Source organism: Enterobacter sp. JBIWA003 (assembly GCF_019968825.1).
GTDB classification, from domain to species: domain Bacteria; phylum Pseudomonadota; class Gammaproteobacteria; order Enterobacterales; family Enterobacteriaceae; genus Enterobacter; species Enterobacter quasiroggenkampii.
Window position 1 is genome coordinate 41,575 of record NZ_CP074170.1, and the last position, 20,648, is coordinate 62,222.

General features: G+C 58.7%; 12 protein-coding genes. 10 read left to right on the top strand and 2 right to left on the bottom strand.

What is annotated here, in order from left to right; translation table 11 throughout:
• Positions 1–315, bottom strand: a complete 315-nt coding sequence (locus tag KGP25_RS00200; RefSeq protein WP_008500132.1) for a PTS sugar transporter subunit IIB — start codon at positions 313–315, stop codon at positions 1–3.
• Positions 316–608: 293 nt separating this feature from the next.
• Between KGP25_RS00200 and KGP25_RS00205 the strand changes: the two genes are divergently transcribed.
• Entirely contained in the window at positions 609–1,559 is a 951-nt protein-coding gene (locus KGP25_RS00205) for a LacI family DNA-binding transcriptional regulator (RefSeq protein WP_008500131.1), read from the top strand.
• A gap of 50 nt (positions 1,560–1,609) precedes the next feature.
• On the opposite strand, the gene KGP25_RS00210 is transcribed toward KGP25_RS00205, so the two are convergent.
• On the bottom strand, positions 1,610–1,906 hold the full coding sequence (locus KGP25_RS00210; RefSeq protein ID WP_044597403.1) for a YicS family protein: 297 nt from the start codon (positions 1,904–1,906) through the stop codon (positions 1,610–1,612).
• Positions 1,907–2,047: 141 nt separating this feature from the next.
• On the opposite strand from KGP25_RS00210, the gene KGP25_RS00215 reads away from it, so the two are divergent.
• The 9 genes from KGP25_RS00215 to KGP25_RS00255 all read left to right on the top strand — a co-directional run bounded on the left by KGP25_RS00215 (position 2,048) and on the right by KGP25_RS00255 (position 20,501).
• Positions 2,048–2,467, top strand: coding sequence for a GNAT family N-acetyltransferase (locus KGP25_RS00215; RefSeq protein WP_223539741.1), 420 nt, complete (start codon positions 2,048–2,050; stop codon positions 2,465–2,467).
• A 129-nt stretch (positions 2,468–2,596) separates the two neighbouring features.
• Complete coding sequence (locus KGP25_RS00220; protein ID WP_111967631.1) at positions 2,597–2,863, top strand: AbrB/MazE/SpoVT family DNA-binding domain-containing protein; 267 nt, start codon at positions 2,597–2,599, stop codon at positions 2,861–2,863.
• A complete protein-coding gene (locus KGP25_RS00225; RefSeq protein ID WP_023293716.1) occupies positions 2,860–3,258 on the top strand; it encodes a type II toxin-antitoxin system VapC family toxin in 399 nt (132 codons plus the stop codon). Before KGP25_RS00220 ends, KGP25_RS00225 begins: the two co-directional genes overlap by 4 nt.
• 139 nt (positions 3,259–3,397) lie before the next feature.
• Entirely contained in the window at positions 3,398–4,198 is an 801-nt protein-coding gene (nlpA, locus tag KGP25_RS00230) for a lipoprotein NlpA (protein ID WP_223539742.1), read from the top strand.
• A gap of 123 nt (positions 4,199–4,321) precedes the next feature.
• Complete coding sequence (locus tag KGP25_RS00235; RefSeq protein WP_223539744.1) at positions 4,322–5,101, top strand: MBL fold metallo-hydrolase; 780 nt, start codon at positions 4,322–4,324, stop codon at positions 5,099–5,101.
• A gap of 26 nt (positions 5,102–5,127) precedes the next feature.
• Entirely contained in the window at positions 5,128–6,081 is a 954-nt protein-coding gene (locus tag KGP25_RS00240; RefSeq protein WP_223539745.1) for a helix-turn-helix domain-containing protein, read from the top strand.
• Between the two features lie 182 nt (positions 6,082–6,263).
• On the top strand, positions 6,264–7,961 hold the full coding sequence (locus KGP25_RS00245; protein WP_223540610.1) for a ShlB/FhaC/HecB family hemolysin secretion/activation protein: 1,698 nt from the start codon (positions 6,264–6,266) through the stop codon (positions 7,959–7,961).
• 14 nt (positions 7,962–7,975) lie between these two features.
• A complete protein-coding gene (locus KGP25_RS00250) occupies positions 7,976–20,239 on the top strand; it encodes a hemagglutinin repeat-containing protein (protein ID WP_223539746.1) in 12,264 nt (4,087 codons plus the stop codon).
• A complete protein-coding gene (locus KGP25_RS00255; RefSeq protein WP_223539747.1) occupies positions 20,214–20,501 on the top strand; it encodes a hypothetical protein in 288 nt (95 codons plus the stop codon). The genes KGP25_RS00250 and KGP25_RS00255 overlap by 26 nt, the downstream gene beginning before the upstream one ends.
• Positions 20,502–20,648: the final 147 nt, after the last annotated feature.

Consider the following 20,648-nt stretch of genomic DNA (forward strand, 5'->3'; position numbering starts at 1 on the left):
TTAGTGTGCCGCTTCGATGAGCGACAGAGCAAAGTCCAGTACTTTATCGCCACGCTGCATGCCGTAGTCCATCATGTCGATGGGCTGCACCGGAATGCCATGCGTCGCCGCCTTGTCTGAGAGTGTCTGTAACATGTATTTCACTTGCGGTCCGAGAAGTACCACCTGGTATTGCGGAAACTGCGTATCAAATTCGGAAACACCGTACGCATCAATCTTCACCGGCAAACCACGTTCTTTCGCGACATCGACCATTTTGCTGACCAACAGGCTGGTGGACATCCCGGCAGAGCAGCACAGCATAATCTTGAACATCGACAACCCTCCTCTAAATGTAAAAAGTTATTGCGAGGATGATTGGACATGATACGGAAACCGGTTTCCATTCATAAAAGACAGAACTGTGACAACCATCAAGATCCAATACTTATGAGGCTAACTAACCGGATGCAGGTCACATAATTTGGCTGTTTTGACATCATTTTGAGTGGAAACGGAAAATCGTTTTCCATGGAAAACGGAAACGGATATACTCCGTTCTGGCTATAATGTGAGCCGAAGCGGTCATGGAATTTGCAGGCGCGAGGTAAGCCTGCCAGGGGAAAGAGATGTCGACAATCAATGATGTATCACGTCTTGCCGGGGTGTCTAAAGCCACGGTATCGCGAGTGTTGAGTGGGTCGCGTGGCGTAAAGGAAGCCAGCCGTCAGGCCGTACTGAAAGCGGTGGATGAGCTGAACTACCGGCCTAACGTGATTGCCCAGTCGCTGCTGAGCCAGTCGACGGGCTGTATCGGGGTCATTTGCGCGCAGGAAAATATTAACCAGACCACCGGTTATCTCTACGCGCTGGAAAAACAGCTCAGCCAGCATCAAAAACACCTGCTGCTGCGCTTCGCGCACAGTAAAGCGGAAGTAATGCACGCCCTTGAAGAACTCTCTCGCGGGCTTTGCGATGACATCCTGGTGATTGGCGCGCGTTTCCCACTGGACGTCGATATGGACAACGTCATCCTGGTCGACTGCATGGAGTCTGATAATTCCAACAGCATTCAGTTCGATCACGCCTTTGCCGCCGAAACCGCCTGTAACTACCTGACCAGCCAGGGTCGACGCCAGATTGCCCTGATCCACCCGCACGGCAGCGGGTTTGCCGACCAGGTTCTGCTTGGCTACAAGCACGCGCTGGAGAAAAATTTCCTGCCCTTTAATCGCAACCTTGTGTTCATGGACGCGACCTCCTCGTCCGTTGCGCTACAGGAGCTGCTGAATAACGCCAGCACGCTGAACTTCAACGCACTGCTGGTGGCGGACGAGCAGGAAGCCCAGCGGGTGATCCCGCAGCTGCAGGCGTTTAATAAATCCGTGCCAGACGACATTATGGTCTTCAGCCTGGCCGGATCGCTGCACCTGCCGGGTATTCCGGTGATCCCGGCGATTGAATATTCAATGGATGCCATGGCGGCGCGTATCGTGAGCTGGCTGACGGAGAAAACGCAGATGCTCGGCTCGTATGTGCTGCGCGGGGATTTAATTATTCCAGACGTGCGTAAGCGTTAAAAATATTGTGTAGGCCGGGTAAGGCGCAGCCGCCACCCGGCAAGCAGCATTCAATAATCTTCCATACAATCCACCTGGCCAATCGCCGCCCAGTAGGCGTCCAGGTTGTCGCGCTTCACGGCGGTAACGGCATTTTTGATCAGCAGCTGATTGGCCTCTGACGACAAAATCATCGCCTGCCAGGCCTTATCGCTCTGCTTTTTCTGTGGCGTACAGGTTTTCTTTATATCTTTCATGACCTGCTGCTTAATCTGCGCCTCTTTCGCCGGATCCTCCTTTTCCTGAGCATGGACAAACGCGGCGAAGAGCAGACAAACCAGCAGGCAGACCAGATGCGCAGCTTTCATCAACAACCCCCATTAGAAGTCACAGGCTTCCCATGAAATATATCGTTACATTCAGTGTAGCGACGCCAGCCGAAAGTATGAATTTTCTCCACGATGCGTGTGTGAGATAGTGAAACGGCACAGATAACAAGGAGAAAAAATATGCACCTGAGCATTACTGATAATGTTACGACGCAAGAGAAAGAGGAGTTACTGACGGGGCTGAGGGCTTTTAACGGAAAGTTTCTCGATCTGACAAATTTTAGCGGCGATGTTGGCGTTTACGTGCGGGACGAAAATGGCGTGATGCTAGGCGGGTTAATCGGCGTGCGCAAAGGCGACTGGCTGAATATTGATTATCTCTGGGTGAGCGATACCGTACGCGGAACCGGCGTGGGCAGTCAGCTCATCAGAACGGCCGAAGAAGAAGCCAGGCGCAAAGGCTGCAAGCACGCGCTGGTCGATACCGCCAGCTTCCAGGCGCGTCCGTTCTATGAAAAGCAGGGGTACCAGCTGCAGATGTCTTTGCAGGATTATCCGTACTCGGGCATGCAGCGACATTACCTGGCGAAAGCCCTTTAAGCCCGTTTCTGTCATTATGCATTCTGCTATTTATTGCGAGCCGCTTTCCTAATTTAAAACGTGTTGCTTGTCTTCTTTTCGGGCCCTGGCGCATGCTTTGGCCTGGTCAAGTCATCCATGGAGATAGCAATGGAACGCACAGCAAAACTATTCAGAAAGGGTCAGAATCAGGCCGTTATGCTGCCTGCTGAATTCGCGTTTGATGCGGAGAGCGTCTACATCCGACGGGATGAGGAGGGGAATGTCGTTTTGGCGGCAAAACCAGTTCTAATAAAGAGCTGGGATAATTTTCTCCGCATGCTGGCAGAAACGGACGTACCAGATACGTTTTTGAGCAAGGAGGAACGCAATCAGAGTGTTACGACAAGAGACCCTCTGGATGGAGCATGCTCATGAGACATATGCTGGATACGAATATTGTGAGTCACTTGTTTAAACGACACCCGGAGGTTGTAAGCAGAATGACATGTCTGGCGCCGGGTGACGTTTGTATCTCAAGCATTACCGAAGCGGAATTGCTGTATGGTGCTGACAAGAAGAAAAGCAGTAGATTGAAAGAAACAATCCGGGAGTTTCTCAATACCATCACGATTTGCGACTGGGACAGCGACGCCGCAGCAACGTACGGTGAACTCCGTGCAACCCTGGAAAAGAAAGGGAAAGTGATGGGGGATCTCGATCAACTGATCGCTGCACATGCTATCAGTCGGGGAACAACGATTGTTACTAACGATCGTGCATTCAGAATGGTGCAGGAGCTTGCCGTCGAGGACTGGACGACAACGTTGTGATCCCTGATGCCCGGTGGTGAAGCGTCACCCGGCCATACCCGCATATAACCGATCCTTCTTATTGATTCTTTTTCGGTTTTTATTTCCCCGCCTCGTTGTCGATATAGTCACTACAACATTCAGCAAAAGGAACTGTCTTGTGAAACGTCGATTGGGTGCTCTGGTACTGGCTGGCCTGCTGCTGGCAGGGTGCGATCAAAGTGGCAGCGATGCCAAACACATTAAAGTCGGCGTCATCAACGGCGCCGAACAGGACGTGGCGGAAGTCGCCAAAAAGGTGGCAAAAGAGAAATATGGCCTGAACGTGGAGCTGGTGGGCTTCAGCGGCTCGCTGTTGCCTAACGATGCCACCAACCAGGGGGAACTGGATGCCAACGTCTTCCAGCATCGCCCGTTCCTTGCAGAGGATAACAAGGCGCATGGCTACAAGCTGGTGGCCGTGGCGAACACCTTTGTTTTCCCGATGGCTGGCTATTCCCGCAAAATCAAATCCGTGTCTGACCTGAAGGACGGCGCAACCATTGCCATTCCAAACGACCCGACCAACCTGGGACGCGCGCTGTTGCTGCTGCAAAAAGAGAAGCTCATCACCCTGAAGCCAGATACCGGGTTGCTGCCGACGGCGCTGGATATTACCGCCAACCCTAAGCAGCTGAAAATCATGGAGCTGGAAGGGGCGCAGCTGCCGCGCGTGCTGGACGACCCGAAAGTGGATGTCGCCATCATCAGCACCACCTATATTCAGCAAACCGGGCTTTCGCCGGTGCATGACAGCGTCTTTATCGAAGACAAAAATTCGCCGTACGTGAACATCGTGGTGACGCGCGAAGACAACAAAGACGCGGAGAACGTGAAGGAATTTATCCAGTCGTATCAGTCCCCTGAAGTAGCGAAAGCAGCGGAGACGATCTTTAACGGCGGGGCGGTGCCGGGCTGGTAAAAGCACCTGCATAAAGCACGGTGACGTAAATTGGCCCGATTTCATCGGTAATCGCTCTTTAACCCACAGCGTGACGCGCGACGGCTGGCTATCCTCCTTATCACACCAACCGGAGGATAGCCCATGAACATCACCCACATTCGCAACGCCACCCAGCTGATTACCTATGCCGGAAAACGTCTTTTAGTCGACCCGATGCTGGCCCCACAGGGCGCTTATCCGGGCTTCCCTGGCACGGCTCATGCCGAACGCCGCAACCCGACGGTCGAACTCCCCGTTGACGTCAACGCGCTGCTGGACGCCGACGCGGTGATCGTCACCCATACCCATGACGATCACTGGGATCGCGCCGCGGCGGAACTGATCGCCAAAGACAAACCCATTTACGTACAAAATGACCGCGACGCCGCGCTGCTGCGCAGCCAGGGGTTTAGCAACCTGACGGTCATGACCGACGAGACCACCTTTGGCGAGATTCGAATTGCGAAGACCCACGGCGGCCAGCACGGTACCGATCGCGCATACGCCGTGCCCGAACTGGCGGAGCGGCTGGGCGAGGCCTGTGGCGTGGTGCTGCGTCATCCTGATGAGAAGACGCTCTATATTGCCGGGGATACCGTCTGGCGTGACGAGGTGGCGGCCGATCTGCAAAAGCACCAGCCGGACGTGGTGATACTGAACGCCGGCTATGCCCACGTCATTGGTTTTGGGCCCATTATTATGGGGCAGGAGGATGTGCTCAACGTCCATTTCCTGCTGCCGCAGGCTAAAATTGTGGCGATCCATATGGAAGCCATTAACCACTGTCTGTTAACCCGCAGCGCGCTGCGGGAGTACGTTGAAGCCAACCAGGTGAGTGACGCAGTGAGCATTCCCCAGGATGGCGAAACCGTTATATTCTGAGTGTAAGAAAGGGAAAGGAGAGACAGATGTCGCTAATCAACGTCGCGATTGTCGCGGTAGACGGGTTCAGCCCGTTCCACTACTCCGTTCCCTGCATTCTGTTTGGCGACTCGGTCTCCGGAGAAAAGCGCTTTAACGTGACGATCTGCGCCGAAACGCCAGGGTTTCTCACCTCAAAAGACGGATTTGCTCTCAACGCCACGCAGGATTTTACCGCCATTGGGCAGGCCGATATTGTTGTCGTTCCTTACTGGCAGCACGTTCTTGAACGCCCGCCGCAGTCGCTGCTCGACAGCCTGGTACAGGCGAGAGACCACGGTGCGGAAATCGTCGGGCTGTGTCTGGGGGCGTTTGTGCTGGCCTGGGCGGGGATCCTCGACGGCAAACGTGCGGCCACCCACTGGGAGTTCGAACGTCAATTTCAGTCGCTCTTCCCTAACGTTCAGCTGGATATTAATGCCCTTTACGTGGATGACGGCAATATCATCACCTCCGCCGGTACTGCCGCAGCCCTCGACTGCTGCCTGTATATCATTCGCCAGCGCTTTGGCAGCCTGGTTGCTAACCAGATTGCCCGCCGGATGATTGTTCCGCCCCACCGCGAGGGCGGGCAGGCGCAGTTCATCGCCCAGCCGGTGCCTAAAGATACCCGCGACGGACGCATTAACTGTCTGATCGACTACCTGCAGCAGCACATCACCGAACCGCATAGTCTGGACTCGCTGGCGGACGTGGTCTCGATGAGCCGCCGCACCCTGACCCGTCATTTTGTTAACGCTACGGGGATGAGCGTCACCGACTGGCTGACCGCCGAACGCCTGCGGCGCAGCCAGATCTTACTGGAAGCCGGAAATATGCCGATTGAACGCGTGGCTGAGCTGGTGGGATTTAATTCCGCCGTCACCTGGCGACAGCAGTTTAAAGCGCGTTTTGGGGTGAGTCCCGCAGAGTGGCGAAAAACTTTCCGTCTTCACAGCTAGTGTATTCGGGCTAACTCAAGATTTAAGGTTTAGTTAAATTAGTTCGTATTTTTTCTTAATACCCTTCTCATTTTTCTGAAAGAAAAATTTATTTCAGATGCCCTAACGCAAATTAGATATACTCGCTTTAAGAATGCTCTTATATTACGCAAATAATCATTGCGGACATTTTTGTGGCATGGATGAATAGCTCCAAAATAAAAAATAGAATAATTTCATTAGTAAATTATGCTGCTGCTATCTTATTGGCCGTCTTTTTTTTAGCGCGCGCCAATGCTGCGCCGCTATCGCCGGCCGATCGCGATTCCATTCAACAGCAACAGCAGCAGCTTTTATTACAGAACCAGCAACAGCGTGAGGAACTGGAGCGCAGTATTCCTCGCCCTGCGCCCGCCAGACCGCTGCCGGTTACCGGCTCCGGGCCCTGTTTTACTATTCATACCATTACCCTTTCCGGTGCGACCTTAATCTCCCCGAAAAATCGGCAGGCCCTTGTCGCGCCGTGGCAGGGCCGCTGTCTGGATATGGCGAAAATAACGGAGCTTCTCGCCCATATTTCTGACTGGTATATCAGCCGGGGATATATCACCAGCCGCGCTTTTCTTACCGAGCAGGATCTCTCCGGCGGCCAGCTGAATATTGTTGTGCTGGAAGGCAGACTGGAAGCGATCCGTCTGGAAGGCGAAACGCCGCGTATGCTGAAAATGGCGTTTCCGGGACGGGTGGGCGGCATCCTTAATTTACGCGACATCGAACAGGGCATGGAGCAAATTAACCGTTTGCGTACTGACCCGGTTCAGATTGAAATTCTTCCGGGAACACAGGCCGGATATTCCATCGTTAATCTCACGGCAAAACCGGAATTTCCCTTAAGTGTATCCGTAAGCCTGGATAATAGCGGGCAGAAGAGTACCGGCGAAGATCAGCTGAGTGGCGTGCTCACCGCCAATAATATGCTGGGGCTGGCGGATAAATGGTTTGTCAGCGGCGGGCGCAGCAGCGATTTTGCCAGCGCGTACGATGCGCAGAATTTCCAGGCGGGCGTCAGCGTGCCGTTTGGCTACGGATTACTGGACTACAGCTACGCCTGGAGTAACTACCGGACCACCATCAATAACCAGGGATTCAACTGGCTCTCCACGGGCGATACCAAAACCCATCGCGTTAACGCGTCATGGGTGGTTTTCCGCAACGGGGAGGTGAAAACCGGCATTGCGGCTGGCGTGGTTCAGCGCTCCAGCCGCAACTGGCTCAACGACGCGCCGCTTCAGAGCAGCACGCGCAACCTCTCCAGCCTGATTCTTGGGATCACGCACACGCAAAAAATGCTGGGCGGCGTGGCGACCTTCAACCCGACCTGGAGCCACGGCATGCCGTGGTTCAATGCCGAAACCGACGAAGATAAGTCCGGGGATGTGCCGCGCGCGGAATTCCGCAAATGGAGTCTGAACGCCAGCTTCCAGCGGCCGATTACCCGTAATGCCTGGTGGCTGACCAGCGCCTACGGCCAGTGGTCGCCCGATCGGCTGTACGGTTCCGAGCGCCTGACGCTCGGCGGCGAAAGCTCCGTGCGCGGTTTTAAAGAGCAGTACCTGTCCGGGGATAACGGCGGCTACTGGCGTAACGAGCTGGGGTATTCCCTCTTCACCCTTCCGGTGATTGGCGCGGTGAGCGCAACGGTCGCCGTTGACGGCGGCTGGCTGGAAAAAGACCGTCAGGACCGCTTTGCCTCCGGCACGTTATGGGGAGGCTCGGTGGGGCTGAGCAGCGCAGGGCGCTGGTACAGCAGCCAGATTTCGGTCGGCACGCCCCTGCACTATCCCGACTGGCTCGGCCCGGATCATGTGAGCGTTAACTGGCGCATTGCCTTCATGCTTTAAGAGACTCTACGACTATGGATACCCGTCACCCACCCGTTCGTTTCTCGCAGCGTCTGATCAGCTGGATTGTCTGCGGCTTAATGGTCTGGCAGCCGATGGCTCCTGCCGTCGCGGCGGCGCTTACGCCGACCGGGCAGACCACGGTCGATCGGGCGGGGAACGGGGTGCCGGTCGTCAACATCGCCACGCCCAATGGGGCGGGTATCTCGCATAACCAGTTCGGTGAGTATAACGTCGGCAAAGAGGGGCTTATCCTCAATAACGGCACGGACCGTTTAACCCAGACCCAGCTGGGCGGGCTTATCCAGAACAACCCCAACCTGCAGGCCGGGCGGGAAGCGAAAGGCATTATCAACGAAGTCACGGGCGCCAGCCGCTCGCAGTTACAGGGCTACACGGAAGTCGCCGGTAAAGCAGCAAACGTTATGGTGGCCAACCCGTACGGCATTACTTGTAACGGGTGCGGATTTATCAACACCCCGAACGTCACCCTGACCACGGGGAAACCGCAGTTCGACGCCAGCGGTAACCTGCAGGCGCTGGAGGTGACGAAAGGCGCCATCACGGTTGAAGGCCAGGGGCTGGATGCCAGCAAGAGCGACGCGCTGTCGATCATTGCGCGCGCGACGGAAGTGAACGCCGCGATACATGCGAACGACCTGACGGTAACGGCAGGGGCGAACCGCGTGGGCGCAGACGGCAGCGTCAAACCGATTGCCGGTGAGGGCGCCGCGCCCGTGGTGGCCGTGGATACCGGCGCGCTCGGCGGGATGTATGCCAACCGTATCCGCCTGGTCTCCAGCGAGACGGGCGTGGGGGTGAACCTCGGCAACCTCACCGCGCGCCAGGGCGATATTCAGCTGGATGCGGGCGGGAAACTGACGGTCACGAACAGCCTGGCCAGCGGCTCGATTACCGCGAATGGCGCGGGAGTAGTCCTCAACGGCAGCCATCAGGCCGGGGGCGCGCTGAATGTGACCAGCTCGCAGGATGTGGAACTCAATAACAGCACGCTCGCCAGCCAGGGCGATATGCGCCTTTCCGCTGCGGGGAAAGTGCAGACGATGGGCGGCGGGACAAACAGCGCGGGCGCGCTGTCGGTGAGCAGCGGGCAGGGGATGACGCTCAGCAATACCTCCCTGGTCTCCCGCGGCGCGGCGACGCTGGACAGTAAAGATACCCTGACCGTAAACGGCGGCGGCGTGTCGGCACAGGGCGGGGCGCTAACCGTCACGAGCAAACAGGGTACAGCGCTTGCGGATGCGACGCTGACGGGTCAGGCCGACACCACGCTGTCCACCGACGGCAGCCTGACGCAGCGCGGCGGCAGCGTCACCAGCAAAGGCGCGCTCAGCGTGGCGGCCGGGAAAGATATCACGCTGACGAATACCCGCAGCGGTAGCGATACCCGCGCGACCCTCAGCAGCGGCGGCACGCTGTCATCCACGGCCAGTGCGGTCTCGGCAGGAGAGAATCTGGCCCTGAGCGGCGGACAGCTGGTAATGGACGGCCAGAGCCGGGCCGATGCCACGGGCGATGTCCGCCTGACGGGCAGCGCCGTCAGTAATCAGGGGCAGGTGAATGCGGGGCGCGACATTGCCCTCTCCGGCAACAGGGTGTCCAACAGCGGCCAGCTGGCAGCGAAAGGCCACCTTGACGTGAACGCAGGAGAGCTGACAAACGGCGGCACGGTGCAGGGTAACGACGTCACCCTGAAGGGGCAGACGGTCACTAACAGCGGTACCCTGCAGAGCGCCGGCAACCTGGCGCTAAGCGCCGGTACCCTGGAGCAGCGGGGCACGCTGAGCGCGAAAGGCAATGCAAACGTCACGGCGCAGCAGACCCTGCGTAACAGCGGCAGCCTGCTGGCTGACGGGGCGATGAGCGTGAAGGCAGACGCGCTTGAACAGAATGGCACCCTGTCCGGCGCGACGGCGCTGACGGCGCAGACCGGCACCCTGACCAGCGGTCAGGCGTCCCGTACCACCAGTCAGGGCAATGTTCAGATTACCGCGACCCGCAGCGCCAGCCTGAACGGGCAGACGGACGCGGCGGGGGCATTAACCGTCAGTACCGGCGACCTGACCACCGGCCAGGATGCGCATCTGCAGAGCGGGCAGGGGCTTACCCTGCAGGCGCAGAATGCCGCGCTGAATGGCACGCAGGCGGCGAAGGGTGCGCTGTCGGTGACGGCGGGCACAATTACGCACGCCGGGAAATCCACCGGTAACGTGCTGAGTTTTAACGCGACCGGCGACCTGACCAGCGGCGGAGAGCTTACCGCCAGCGCCATCGCGCTCAGCGGACAGAACATCCTCCAGTCCGGCGTCGCAAAAGCGGATCGCATGACCCTGACGGCTCCTGATCGCATCACCAACAGCGGTACGCTGGTTGCCGGTACGCTGGCGCTGGACGCTGCCTCGGTGGAGAACAGCGGACTGCTGCAGGGGACCACCCTGCTCGGCCTGAAGACCGGGTCACTCACAAACCTTGCGGGCGGATCGGTCTACAGCACGCAGGATTTAACGCTGAACGTTCCGGTGCTGTCTAACAGCGGGCTTATCACCACCGACGGCACGCTGCGCCTCCGGGGCGACACGCTGACAAACCAGGGGGAAATCAACGGCGTCAGCCTGAGCAGCGACTACCTCAGCCTGACCAACACCGATACCGGACGCCTGCTGGCGGACGACCGGCTCACCCTGAACGGCACTGCGTTTGCTAACGCGGGCAATATTGCGGCCAGCGACCTGCACGTCACGGCGGACAGCCTGCAAAACCAGGGCACCGTCGAGGGGGACTCGGCGCTGACGCTCGGCGTGGCAGACCTCACTAACCGTGGCGCGCTGCGCAGCAGCGGAACGCTGACGCTCGGCGGCGACACGCTGGCCAACAGCGGCGAGCTCAGCGCTACCGCGCTGCTGCTGAACCTGACCCGACAGGCCAGCAACGATGCCGGTGGGCGGGTGATTGCCCGGAACGGCCTGACGCTGACCACCGCCAGCCTGACGAACAGCGGGCTGATGGCCGGTACCGACGCGCAGTTTAACAGCGCGTCGGTGACCAACGGCGGCACGCTGCAGGGGACACACTCCCTCACGGCGACCGGGGCACAGCTCAGCAACCAGCAGGCGGGCATGCTGCTCTCCGGCGGCGCGCTCGCCCTGCACCACACCACCCTGAACAACGCCGGGCTGCTGCAGGGCAACACCCTGAATCTCGCCACCGGTGAGTGGATGAACACCGGTAACGCGCTGGGGGAAACGGGCGTGACGGCGGCGGTAACCGGCACGCTGACCAACAGCGGTAAGGTGCTCAGCCAGCAGGTGCTGGATGTCCAGGCCGACAGGACCGATAACCGTGGCCAGTTGCTGGCGAAAGTGCTGACCCTGCGGGGCGACCTGCAGAACAGCGGCCTGCTTCAGGGCAGCAGCACGCTGGCCTGGTCCGGGAACACCTTCACGAACCAGCCTCAGGGCCAGGTGACGGGCGGCGAGACCCTGACGCTGAGCGGACAAACCCTCAGCAACGCGGGCAGCCTTCAGGGGCGCAGTGCGACGCTTGACGCCGGGAGCCTGAATAACCAGGGCAGCGTTCAGACGCTGGACGCCCTGACGCTTTCCGCAACCGGCAGGCTGGATAACACGGGTGCCCTGCTCAGCCAGAATCTGTTCACGCTGACGGCGGCGCAGCTGTTCAACGACGGCCAGCTGGCCGGGAAAGCCCTCGCGGTGAAGGCTGCGCAGCTGAACAACACCGGGATTCTTCAGGGCAACGACACGCTGACGCTGACCACCCGCGCGCTGAGCAACGGCGCCACCGGGCAGCTGGTGAGCGGCAGTCCTCTGAACTTATCCCTCGACACGCTCGATAACGCTGGCCTGTTGCTGGTGAAGGGCGGGTTCACCCTGCGGGGCAGCGACCTGACGAACCGGGGCGATATTCAGGCGCAGAGCCTGGATTTGGGCCTGAGCAATGCCCTGACCAACACGGGGAACATCGTTGCCACCGACGATGCCGTGCTTAACGCGACGACGCTGACCAGCAGCGGCACGGTGGCGGGCAAAACGCTGACAGCAGGCGGTACTGAGCTGCGCAACAGCGGCCTGATGCAGGGCAGCAACGCGGTTAACGCCACCGCCGACCGCTTTATCAACGAGCTGAACGGTAAATGGCTCTCCGGCGGCGGCTTCACGCTGACGGGCGGACAGCTGACCAACGCCGGTTCGCTGCAGGGCGCCACACTGGGCATGACCGGCACCACCCTCACCAACAGCGGCACGGTGAACGGGCAGACGGGACTCAGCGGCACGCTCAGCGGGGCGTTAACGAATACCGGGCTGCTGCAGAGTGGCGGCACGACCGCCTTCACCGCGGATACCCTGGCGAACCCGGGGCGCATCACCGGCGGTACGCTGTCCCTCACTGCCCGCGATATGAACAACGGCGGGCTGATGCAGGGAACGAATGGCCTGGCGCTCACCGGGACCACGTTGACCACGGGCGCGACCTCGCGCACCCTCTCCGGCGGCATGTTGACGCTGGATGCAGGCCAGCTGACCACGCAGGGCACGCTGCAGGGGAACGGCGCGGACATCCGCGCCAGCGACTGGGCGCACGGCGGGTCTCTGCTCAGCCAGGGAACGCTGACGGCCACGACCGGCGGCACGCTGACCTCAACCGGCTCGCTGATGAGCCAGGGTAGGACGGATATCACCGCACAGACGCTGGATAACCGCGGGCAGCTCCTCAGCGAGGGCGATGTGACGCTCGGCGGCAGCACGCTTAAAAACAGCGGCACCGTGCAGGGGAACACCCTCGCGCTGCATCAGAACAGCATTAACAACCAGGGCACCTTAACCGGTCTGCAGAGCCTGACCGTTCAGGGACAGCAGCGGCTGATGGCGCGCATGGCGATGGCCGCGCCTCAGCAGGAGCTGATCAACGGCGCAGGCGGTAAGCTTCTCACCCAGGGTACTCTGACGATTGCGTCCGGCGCGGTGACCAACGCCGGCAGCTGGCAGGCACAGAATATTCTGCTTAACGCCCGGTCGCTCAATAACAGCGGCGCGGTGCAGAGCGCCGACGCGCTGCAGATGACGCTGGCCGATACGCTCACCGGAACCGCAGGCAGCAGGATCACCGCGCTGGGTGCGGCGACGCTGCAGGCCGCGACGCTGGCGAACCAGGGCCAGTGGGCGGCGAAAAACCTGACGCTGACAGGCGGCACGCTCAGCAACAGCGGCGCCATCAGCGGCGTGAATGGCCTGACACTCAGCCAGACCGGCACTGTCAGCCAGCAGTCTGGCGGCACCCTGCTGTCCGGCGGGGCGCTGAACATCACGGCGGCCTCCGTCACCAGCGACGGCAAAATGCAGGGGGGCACGCTCGGCATCACCACCGGGGCGCTCACCAACAACGGACGTCTGCAGGGCGATAACGGCGCGACGCTGGCCCTCAGCGGGACGCTGACCAACAACAGCGGAGGCGAAATCGTCAGCCGCGATGCGCTGACGCTGACCACGCCCGCGCTGTTTAACTACGGCCTGATCCAGGGCGGCGGCGAGACGCGCGTGACCGCCTCCTCGCAGGCGCGTAACGACGGCAAACTCCTCTCCGGCGCGCGCCTGACGCTCGGCACGCCGCAGTTCACCGGCACCGGCTGGCTGCAGGCCACCGACCTGATCCTGAATGCGGCAAACGCCACCAACGGCGGCACGTGGGTGGCCGATCGCGCCACCCTGACCGGCACCAATTTCTCCAGCCAGGGCACCACCCAGGCGGGACAGCTGACGGTTAACTACAGCCAGCTGAACAACAGCGGCACGCTGCTCGGCAACACGCAGCTGAATATTGGCGCGGACCAGGTAACCCAGAGCGCGGGCGGCAAGCTGCTGAGCGGCGGCAACCTGTGGCTGCAAAGCCGTGGGCTGGACCTTACCGGCCAGCTGGTGTCCCTGGGGGACTTAACGCTGCAGCTGACGAACGCGTTTACCAGCAGAACCGCTGTGGCGGCAGGCAGAACCCTCACCATCAACAGCGGCGGCGACATCGATAACCGCAGCGTGCTGCAGGGGCAGGCGGTCAACCTGAATGCGGGCGGGCAGCTCAGCAACAACGGACAAATCACCACTGGCGGCGGCTCGAGCACGCTCTCCGGCAGCAGCGTGGCGCTGAACGGCGCGGGCTCGGTGCAGGGCGGAGGTGACATCACCGTGGCCAGCCGGAGCAATATTACCGTGGACGGCTTCACCGGCACACGCGGCTCGCTGACCCTGAGCGCGCCGGGCGCCATCGTCAACACCGCGCTGTTGTACGCGGCGAATAACCTGGCGCTATTTGCCGACAGCATCACCAACCAGCGCGGCGACATCATGGCGGGGAACAACCTGTGGATGCAGCGGGATGCGGCGGGAAATGCGAACAGCCAGGTGGTGAACACGTCGGGGAATATTGAGACGCAGAATGGGGATATATTCATTAAAACCGAGCATCTGCTTAACACACGGGACGGGCTGGCGGTGACTCAGGGGGCTCAGGAAGATCTTCCCGCCCAGTACGCCTGGCTGACACCGCGTGATGCTGATATTCCGCTTGAGTGGATGGGAAATAAAGCGCGTATCAAGTTTTCTCCCTGCCCGTCAAACAGTCTGGGGGTCTGGTGTAACCCAAATTATAAGGTCCTGGATGGTGCAATCATGGTGCCGTACCCAAAAGATGCATTCAGGACCCTGGAGTTTGCGATTTCACGCACCTCGCTGTCGGTTACCGCGAACGGTCCTGCAGCGCGCATCAGTGCCGGGGGCTCAGGTTATATCACAGCAGACGGGCTGGATAACGATGCCAGTCTGCTTCTGGCTTCCGGACAACTGGTGATGAGCGGATCGACGCTGAACAACCGTTCATGGTTTCCACAGTCGACCACCCGCTACCAGACCTACGAATACGACGACAGCTATAACTCTGTTGAACTGCATTATAAGGCAACGGGGGTTCGCGAAGACGTATCACAGGGAACACCATTCCGCGCAGTGATCCAGGCGGGCGGCAACGTTACCGCAAACTTCACCAGCAACATCAGCAACACTAATACCACCGCCAATGCAGGTGGCGTCAGCAACGTTATCTCCACGCCGTCGCTGAACACCCTCAGCAACCAGAGCGTCGGTAGCGGCGTGCAAAAACAGGGGCTGAACACGACCGGCACCGTGGCGGTGAACTCGCCGCAGTGGAACGATCAGCTGCAGGGTGCGCTGCAGCAGCTTAACGGCGGCGGCGCGCTGGAAAACGGCGGCGCGTCCGGCACGCCTCTCAGCAACATTGGCACCAGGCAGAAAGGCAACGCGAACCTCGGCCAGCTGGGCGCGCTGGCGAACGCCGGGGTCACCACGGCCGATCTCCGAACCGCTCAGGGCGGCGCCGTCGGGCATTATCAGGGCCAGCGCGTCGATACCAGCGCTTACCCGCTGCCGTCGGGCAACAACGGCTATTTCGTCTTCTCCGATAACCCGAAAAGCCCGTACCTGATCAGCATCAACCCGAAACTGAACGGTCTCGGACAGCTTGATCCCGCCCTGTTTGCCGATCTGAACGCAATGCTCGGGGTCAAACCGTCGTCCACGGCGCCGCAGGAGACGCGGCTGGCGTTTACCGACGAGAAGCAGTTCCTCGGCTCGTCTTACATGCTCGGCCGTCTCAACCTGAACCCGGATTACGATTACCGCTTCCTCGGTGATGCGGCGTTCGATACCCGTTATGTCTCCAATGTGATGCTCAACCAGACCGGTAACCGCTACCTGAACGGCATCGGTTCCGATCTGGATCAGATGCGCTATCTGATGGACAACGCCGCGGCGGCGCAGCAGTCGCTCGGCCTGCAGTTTGGCGTCTCGCTGACCGCCGATCAGATTGCCGCGCTCGACCACAGCCTGCTGTGGTGGGAGAAAGCCACCGTCAACGGCGAAACCGTGATGGTGCCGAAACTCTACCTGTCGCCGAAGGACGTCACCGTCAATAACGGCAGCGTAATCGCGGGCAACAACGTCACCCTGAAGGGCGGCGACATCACCAACAGCGGCAGCTCGCTGCTGGCGAAAAACAGCCTGACGCTCGACAGCCAGAACAGCATCAGCAACCTCAACAACGGCCTGATGAAAGCTGGCGGCGACCTGAACCTGAGCGCCATCGGCGATATCAATAACATCAGCTCTACCATCAGCGGCAAAACGGTCGCGCTGGAGAGCCTGGACGGCAGCATCAACAACCTGACCCAGGTTGAACAGATTGATATCAACGCCGGAGGGAAGTACGGCAAGATCGGCCTGAAAGACACCCTGCTGGGCAACATGGCGTCCATTACCGCACAGGATAGCCTGTCGCTTGAGGCGTGGAAAAACATCACCGTTACCGGGGCAAACCTGACCTCCGGCGGCGATATGCTGCTGAACGCGGGCAACGATCTCAATATGAACGCGGTACAGACCAGCGAAAGCAGCCGTAAAGGGAAAAGCGAATCCCACAGCACCAGACTCGCTCGCACCACGATTTCCGCAGGCGATAACCTGGTGCTGAAGGCCGGGCAGGATATCAACGCTCAGGCCGCCGCGCTGGCGGCGGAGAAAAGCGTCGGGCTGCAGGCGGGTCGCGACGTGAATCTGGCGGCGGAAGAGACCACGCAGGGCGATAGCTATAAGTCAGGCAAGAAAACCGTCATCAACGAATCGGTACGCCAGCAGGGAACCGAGATCGCCAGCGGGGCGAATACCCAAATCCTCGCCGGGCGCGATGTCACCACCGAAGCCGCGCAGGTGACGGCGAAGGGCGATATCGGCGTGGCGGCAGGCCGTGACGTCAATCTCAATACCGCAACCGAAAGCGATTATCACTACAAAGAGCAGACCAAAACCAAAAAAGGGTTCCTGAGCAAGAAAACCACCCACACCATCGAGGAGAACAGCGCGACGCGTGAATCCGGCTCATTGCTGAGCGGCGATAACGTGCAGGTCGTTGCGGGCAATAACCTGCTGGTGAACGGATCCGCCGTGGCGGGCGACGGCGACGTGAAGCTTAAGGCGGGCAACAACGTCGATATTGTGGCAGCGACGAACAGCGACACCTCCTGGCGCTTTAAGGAAGAGAAAAAATCCGGCCTGATGGGCTCGGGCGGGATTGGTTTCACCATCGGCAGCAGCAAAAGTACCCAGGATCTACGTGAGAAGGGCACCACCCAGAGCCAGAGCTTCAGTACGGTGGGCTCGACGGGGGGGAGCGTTGATATTGCCGCCGGTAATCAGCTGCATGTCGGCGGCGCGGATCTGGTGGCTGGCAAAAATATGGCGCTCACCGGAGACAGCGTGACGATCGAGCCGGGCCACGACAGGCTCACCAGCGATCAAACCTTCAAGCAGAAAAGCAGTGGCCTGACGATTGCCCTCTCCGGCGCAGTGGGTGACGCGGTGAACACTGCGGCCAGCACGGCAATGGCGGTGAAAGACCAGAGCGATGGCCGTCTCGCCGCACTGCAGGCGACCAAAGCGGCACTGTCGGGTGTTCAGGCCCTGCAGGCCAACCGTCTCGCTGAAGCGGCTAACGGCAGCGATCCCACCAACAATGGCGCGTTCGGCGTGATGGCCTCCATTGGCGGACAGTCCTCTAAATCCACCTCACACTCGGAGCAGGACAAAACGACCGGCAGCACGCTGAATGCCGGGGGTAACCTCGCCATCACGGCGACAGGTCAGGGCAACGCTGCCAACAGCGGTGATATTACCGTGGCGGGCAGCCAGCTGAAGGCTGGCAAGGACCTGACGCTCAATGCGGCTCAGGATATCAACCTGACGAGTGCAGCCGACACCAATAAACTGACGGGCAGTAACTCCAGCAAGGGTGGCTCAATCGGGATCGGTATTACCGCCGGTCCGAATGGCGCGGGCATCACCGTCTCTGCCAGCGTAAACGCCGCCAGAGGCAGCGAAAAAGGCAATGGAACCTCCTGGAACGAAACGACGCTGGATGCCGGACAGAACGTCAGCCTGAACAGCGGCCGCGATACGGTACTTAAAGGCGCGCAGGTCAACGGCGATAAGATCACGGCGGATGTCGGGCGCGACCTGACCCTCAGCAGCCTGCAGGATAGCGACAAATACAACAGCAAACAGCAGAGTATGAATGCGGGTGCAAGCTACACCTGGGGAGCGGGCAGCGGTAGCGGCAGCTTTAGCATCAGCCGCGATAAGATGAAGAGCAACTACGACTCGGTCCAGGAGCAGACCGGGATCTTCGCTGGCAAAGGCGGCTTTGATATTAACGTTGGCAACCATACGCAGCTGGACGGTGCGGTGATTGCCAGCCGTGCTGATGCAGACAAAAACCGCCTTGAGACCGGTACGCTGGGCTTTACGGACATCAACAATAAGGCGGAGTATAAGGTTGAACATCAGGGTGTCGGCTTCAGCAGCGGCGCCGGGGTTGCGGGTAATCTGGTTAGCAACATGGCCAGCACAATGCTGGCAGGAATGGGCGGCAGCGGCCATGCTGAAGGGACCACGCAATCAGCGGTAGCCGACGGTGCTATCATTGTTCGCGACCAGGCTAACCAGAAGCAGGACGTCAGCACGCTCAGCCGTGACACTGACCATGCCAACGGCAGCATCGACCCGATCTTTAACAAAGAGAAAGAGCAGAAACGCCTGCAAACCGCGCAGATGATTGGCGAGATCGGCAATCAGGTTGCGGATATTGCGCGCACCAACGGCAAGATTGCGGCCACGGAAGCGGCCAACGAGAAGATGAAAACCGCGGGCAGCGATGCGCGTAACGCCGCCATTAGCCAGCTGAAAAAAGACGGTAAAGAGGTTACCGATCAGGCGATTCATGACCAGATGTACCAGACCTTCTATAACGAAGCGTTTAACCAGTCTGGCATGGGAACGGGGCAGAGCACCCAGCGCGCCATCACGGCAGCAACGGCGGCCATCCAGGCGCTGGCAGGTGGCGATATTAAAGCTGCGATTGCGGGCGGTGCTGCGCCGTATATCGCCAATGCCATCGCGAATGCCATCCCGGAGACGGATCTTAAGGGACGCGTGCTGGCCCATGCGGTTGTCAACGCCGCACTTGCAGCCGCTTCCGGCAGAGATGCGGCGTCCGCCGCAGCCGGTGCAGCGGTGGGTGAGCTTGTCGGCAAAATTGCGGTAGACAAGCTGGCCGATAAGATTGCGGTTGACGGTTTTGGCAAACAGGTCAGCGAACTGAGTGAGGAAGATAAACAGACGGTATCTGCGCTGGCGACACTGGCTTCTGGCCTGGCTGGCGGGCTTGTCGGAGACAGCAGCGCGAACGCGGTAGCGGCGGCTCAGGCGGGCAAGACGACGGCTGAGAATAACTCGATGGCCGGGGATAAAGGCCGGGAGTCGCTTAAAGAGAGCAAGGAATGGTGGAAGGACCAGATCAGGGACAAGCTGGGTAAGAACACCGTTTCCCAGATTGCGAATGGTCTGGTCAATGTTGCTGCTGAAACCGGCGACTTAGCCGTGCTGGGCGGCGATACAGCGTTTGATATGGTAGCAGCGTTAACCGCCTGTGCGACAGGGGATAGCTACTGTAGCCAGGCGCAGAGTGATATTGCGAAGAAAGATGCAGCAGCAGCGAAAGTACTGGATAGCATCATGAATGGTGATGCGTGGGAAGGCATCAAGACGACTGTTGTGAAAGCCTGGAATGGTGACCAGAAAGCGCTGGAGAATGTTGCAGGGGTATTATCTGGCGCTTTGATACCGGCGAAGCTTCTTCCTTCAGGAAGCTCGACGGCAAAAGTTATTGTTAAGCCCGTTGCACCCAAGGGCGGAGCCGGTGGAAACTGGAATGTGCTGGATGAAATAGTCGATCCAAATGTGGTGAAACAATCAACGCCAACGGGTTGTGGCGGTGCTTGCGGTGAAATGATGCTGAAAGATAGGAATATCTTTGTTGATCAAACTCAAATAGGTACTGGACTGAAAAGCCCTGAACAGTTAGCTAGAGATTTGGCTAAAAATAGTGGAAGTAGCTGGAGTGGAGGATTTGTTGGTTTTGAAGCCTATGATGCTTTGAACAAAACAGGTTCATGGAGTGCAATGATGTGGGATCAGGGTAGCAAAATTGGGCATTGGGTTGTTGTTAAGGGTACAGATAGTAAAGGAAATGTATCTATCTATGATCCGTGGAAAGGAACCAGTTATAAAATGACAGATAAAGAGTTTAAAGGAACTTGGAATGGAAACGCCGTCTTCAACCAGTAATTCATTATATATAAATGATATTTTATATTCGAAAGAGGATAGGAAAGTCATTTTGTATTTTAACTGTATTGATAATAAAGAAATTTTCTCAGCAGAAGTGAAAAAAATTGGGGAGATAAAGGTGGTCAGTTCTGACGAGTTGCACTCGTTCTTAATGAAGTTTATGCCTTATGAATCTTCAATTTTTAATAAGTTGCATAAAATAATATGGGATTACATTGAAGGCAGGAAAGTAACCTTCCCGATCCAATTAGTTCCCTGAATAGCAGTAAGATCTCGGCCACATCGCCGGGTATGTTATTACAACCAGTCGTGGGGATTATACTGTGATCGCTTGCTAGGAAATATTTTGGTCACCTAGCAAAATACACATCAGGACAAAACGTTCTTGTGCCGGAATTACAGCAGG

Excerpts from the sequence above, each read along its gene's own strand:
- KGP25_RS00220 (WP_111967631.1), top strand. The coding sequence starts at position 2,597 with ATGGAACGCACAGCAAAACTATTCAGAAAGGGTCAGAATCAGGCCGTT.
- KGP25_RS00245 (WP_223540610.1), top strand. The coding sequence starts at position 6,264 with ATGAATAGCTCCAAAATAAAAAATAGAATAATTTCATTAGTAAATTAT.
- KGP25_RS00205 (WP_008500131.1), top strand. The coding sequence starts at position 609 with ATGTCGACAATCAATGATGTATCACGTCTTGCCGGGGTGTCTAAAGCC.
- KGP25_RS00240 (WP_223539745.1), top strand. The coding sequence starts at position 5,128 with ATGTCGCTAATCAACGTCGCGATTGTCGCGGTAGACGGGTTCAGCCCG.
- KGP25_RS00255 (WP_223539747.1), top strand. The coding sequence starts at position 20,214 with ATGGAAACGCCGTCTTCAACCAGTAATTCATTATATATAAATGATATT.
- KGP25_RS00215 (WP_223539741.1), top strand. The coding sequence starts at position 2,048 with ATGCACCTGAGCATTACTGATAATGTTACGACGCAAGAGAAAGAGGAG.
- KGP25_RS00235 (WP_223539744.1), top strand. The coding sequence starts at position 4,322 with ATGAACATCACCCACATTCGCAACGCCACCCAGCTGATTACCTATGCC.
- KGP25_RS00210 (WP_044597403.1), bottom strand. The coding sequence starts at position 1,906 with ATGAAAGCTGCGCATCTGGTCTGCCTGCTGGTTTGTCTGCTCTTCGCC.
- KGP25_RS00225 (WP_023293716.1), top strand. The coding sequence starts at position 2,860 with ATGAGACATATGCTGGATACGAATATTGTGAGTCACTTGTTTAAACGA.
- KGP25_RS00200 (WP_008500132.1), bottom strand. The coding sequence starts at position 315 with ATGTTCAAGATTATGCTGTGCTGCTCTGCCGGGATGTCCACCAGCCTG.
- KGP25_RS00250 (WP_223539746.1), top strand. The coding sequence starts at position 7,976 with ATGGATACCCGTCACCCACCCGTTCGTTTCTCGCAGCGTCTGATCAGC.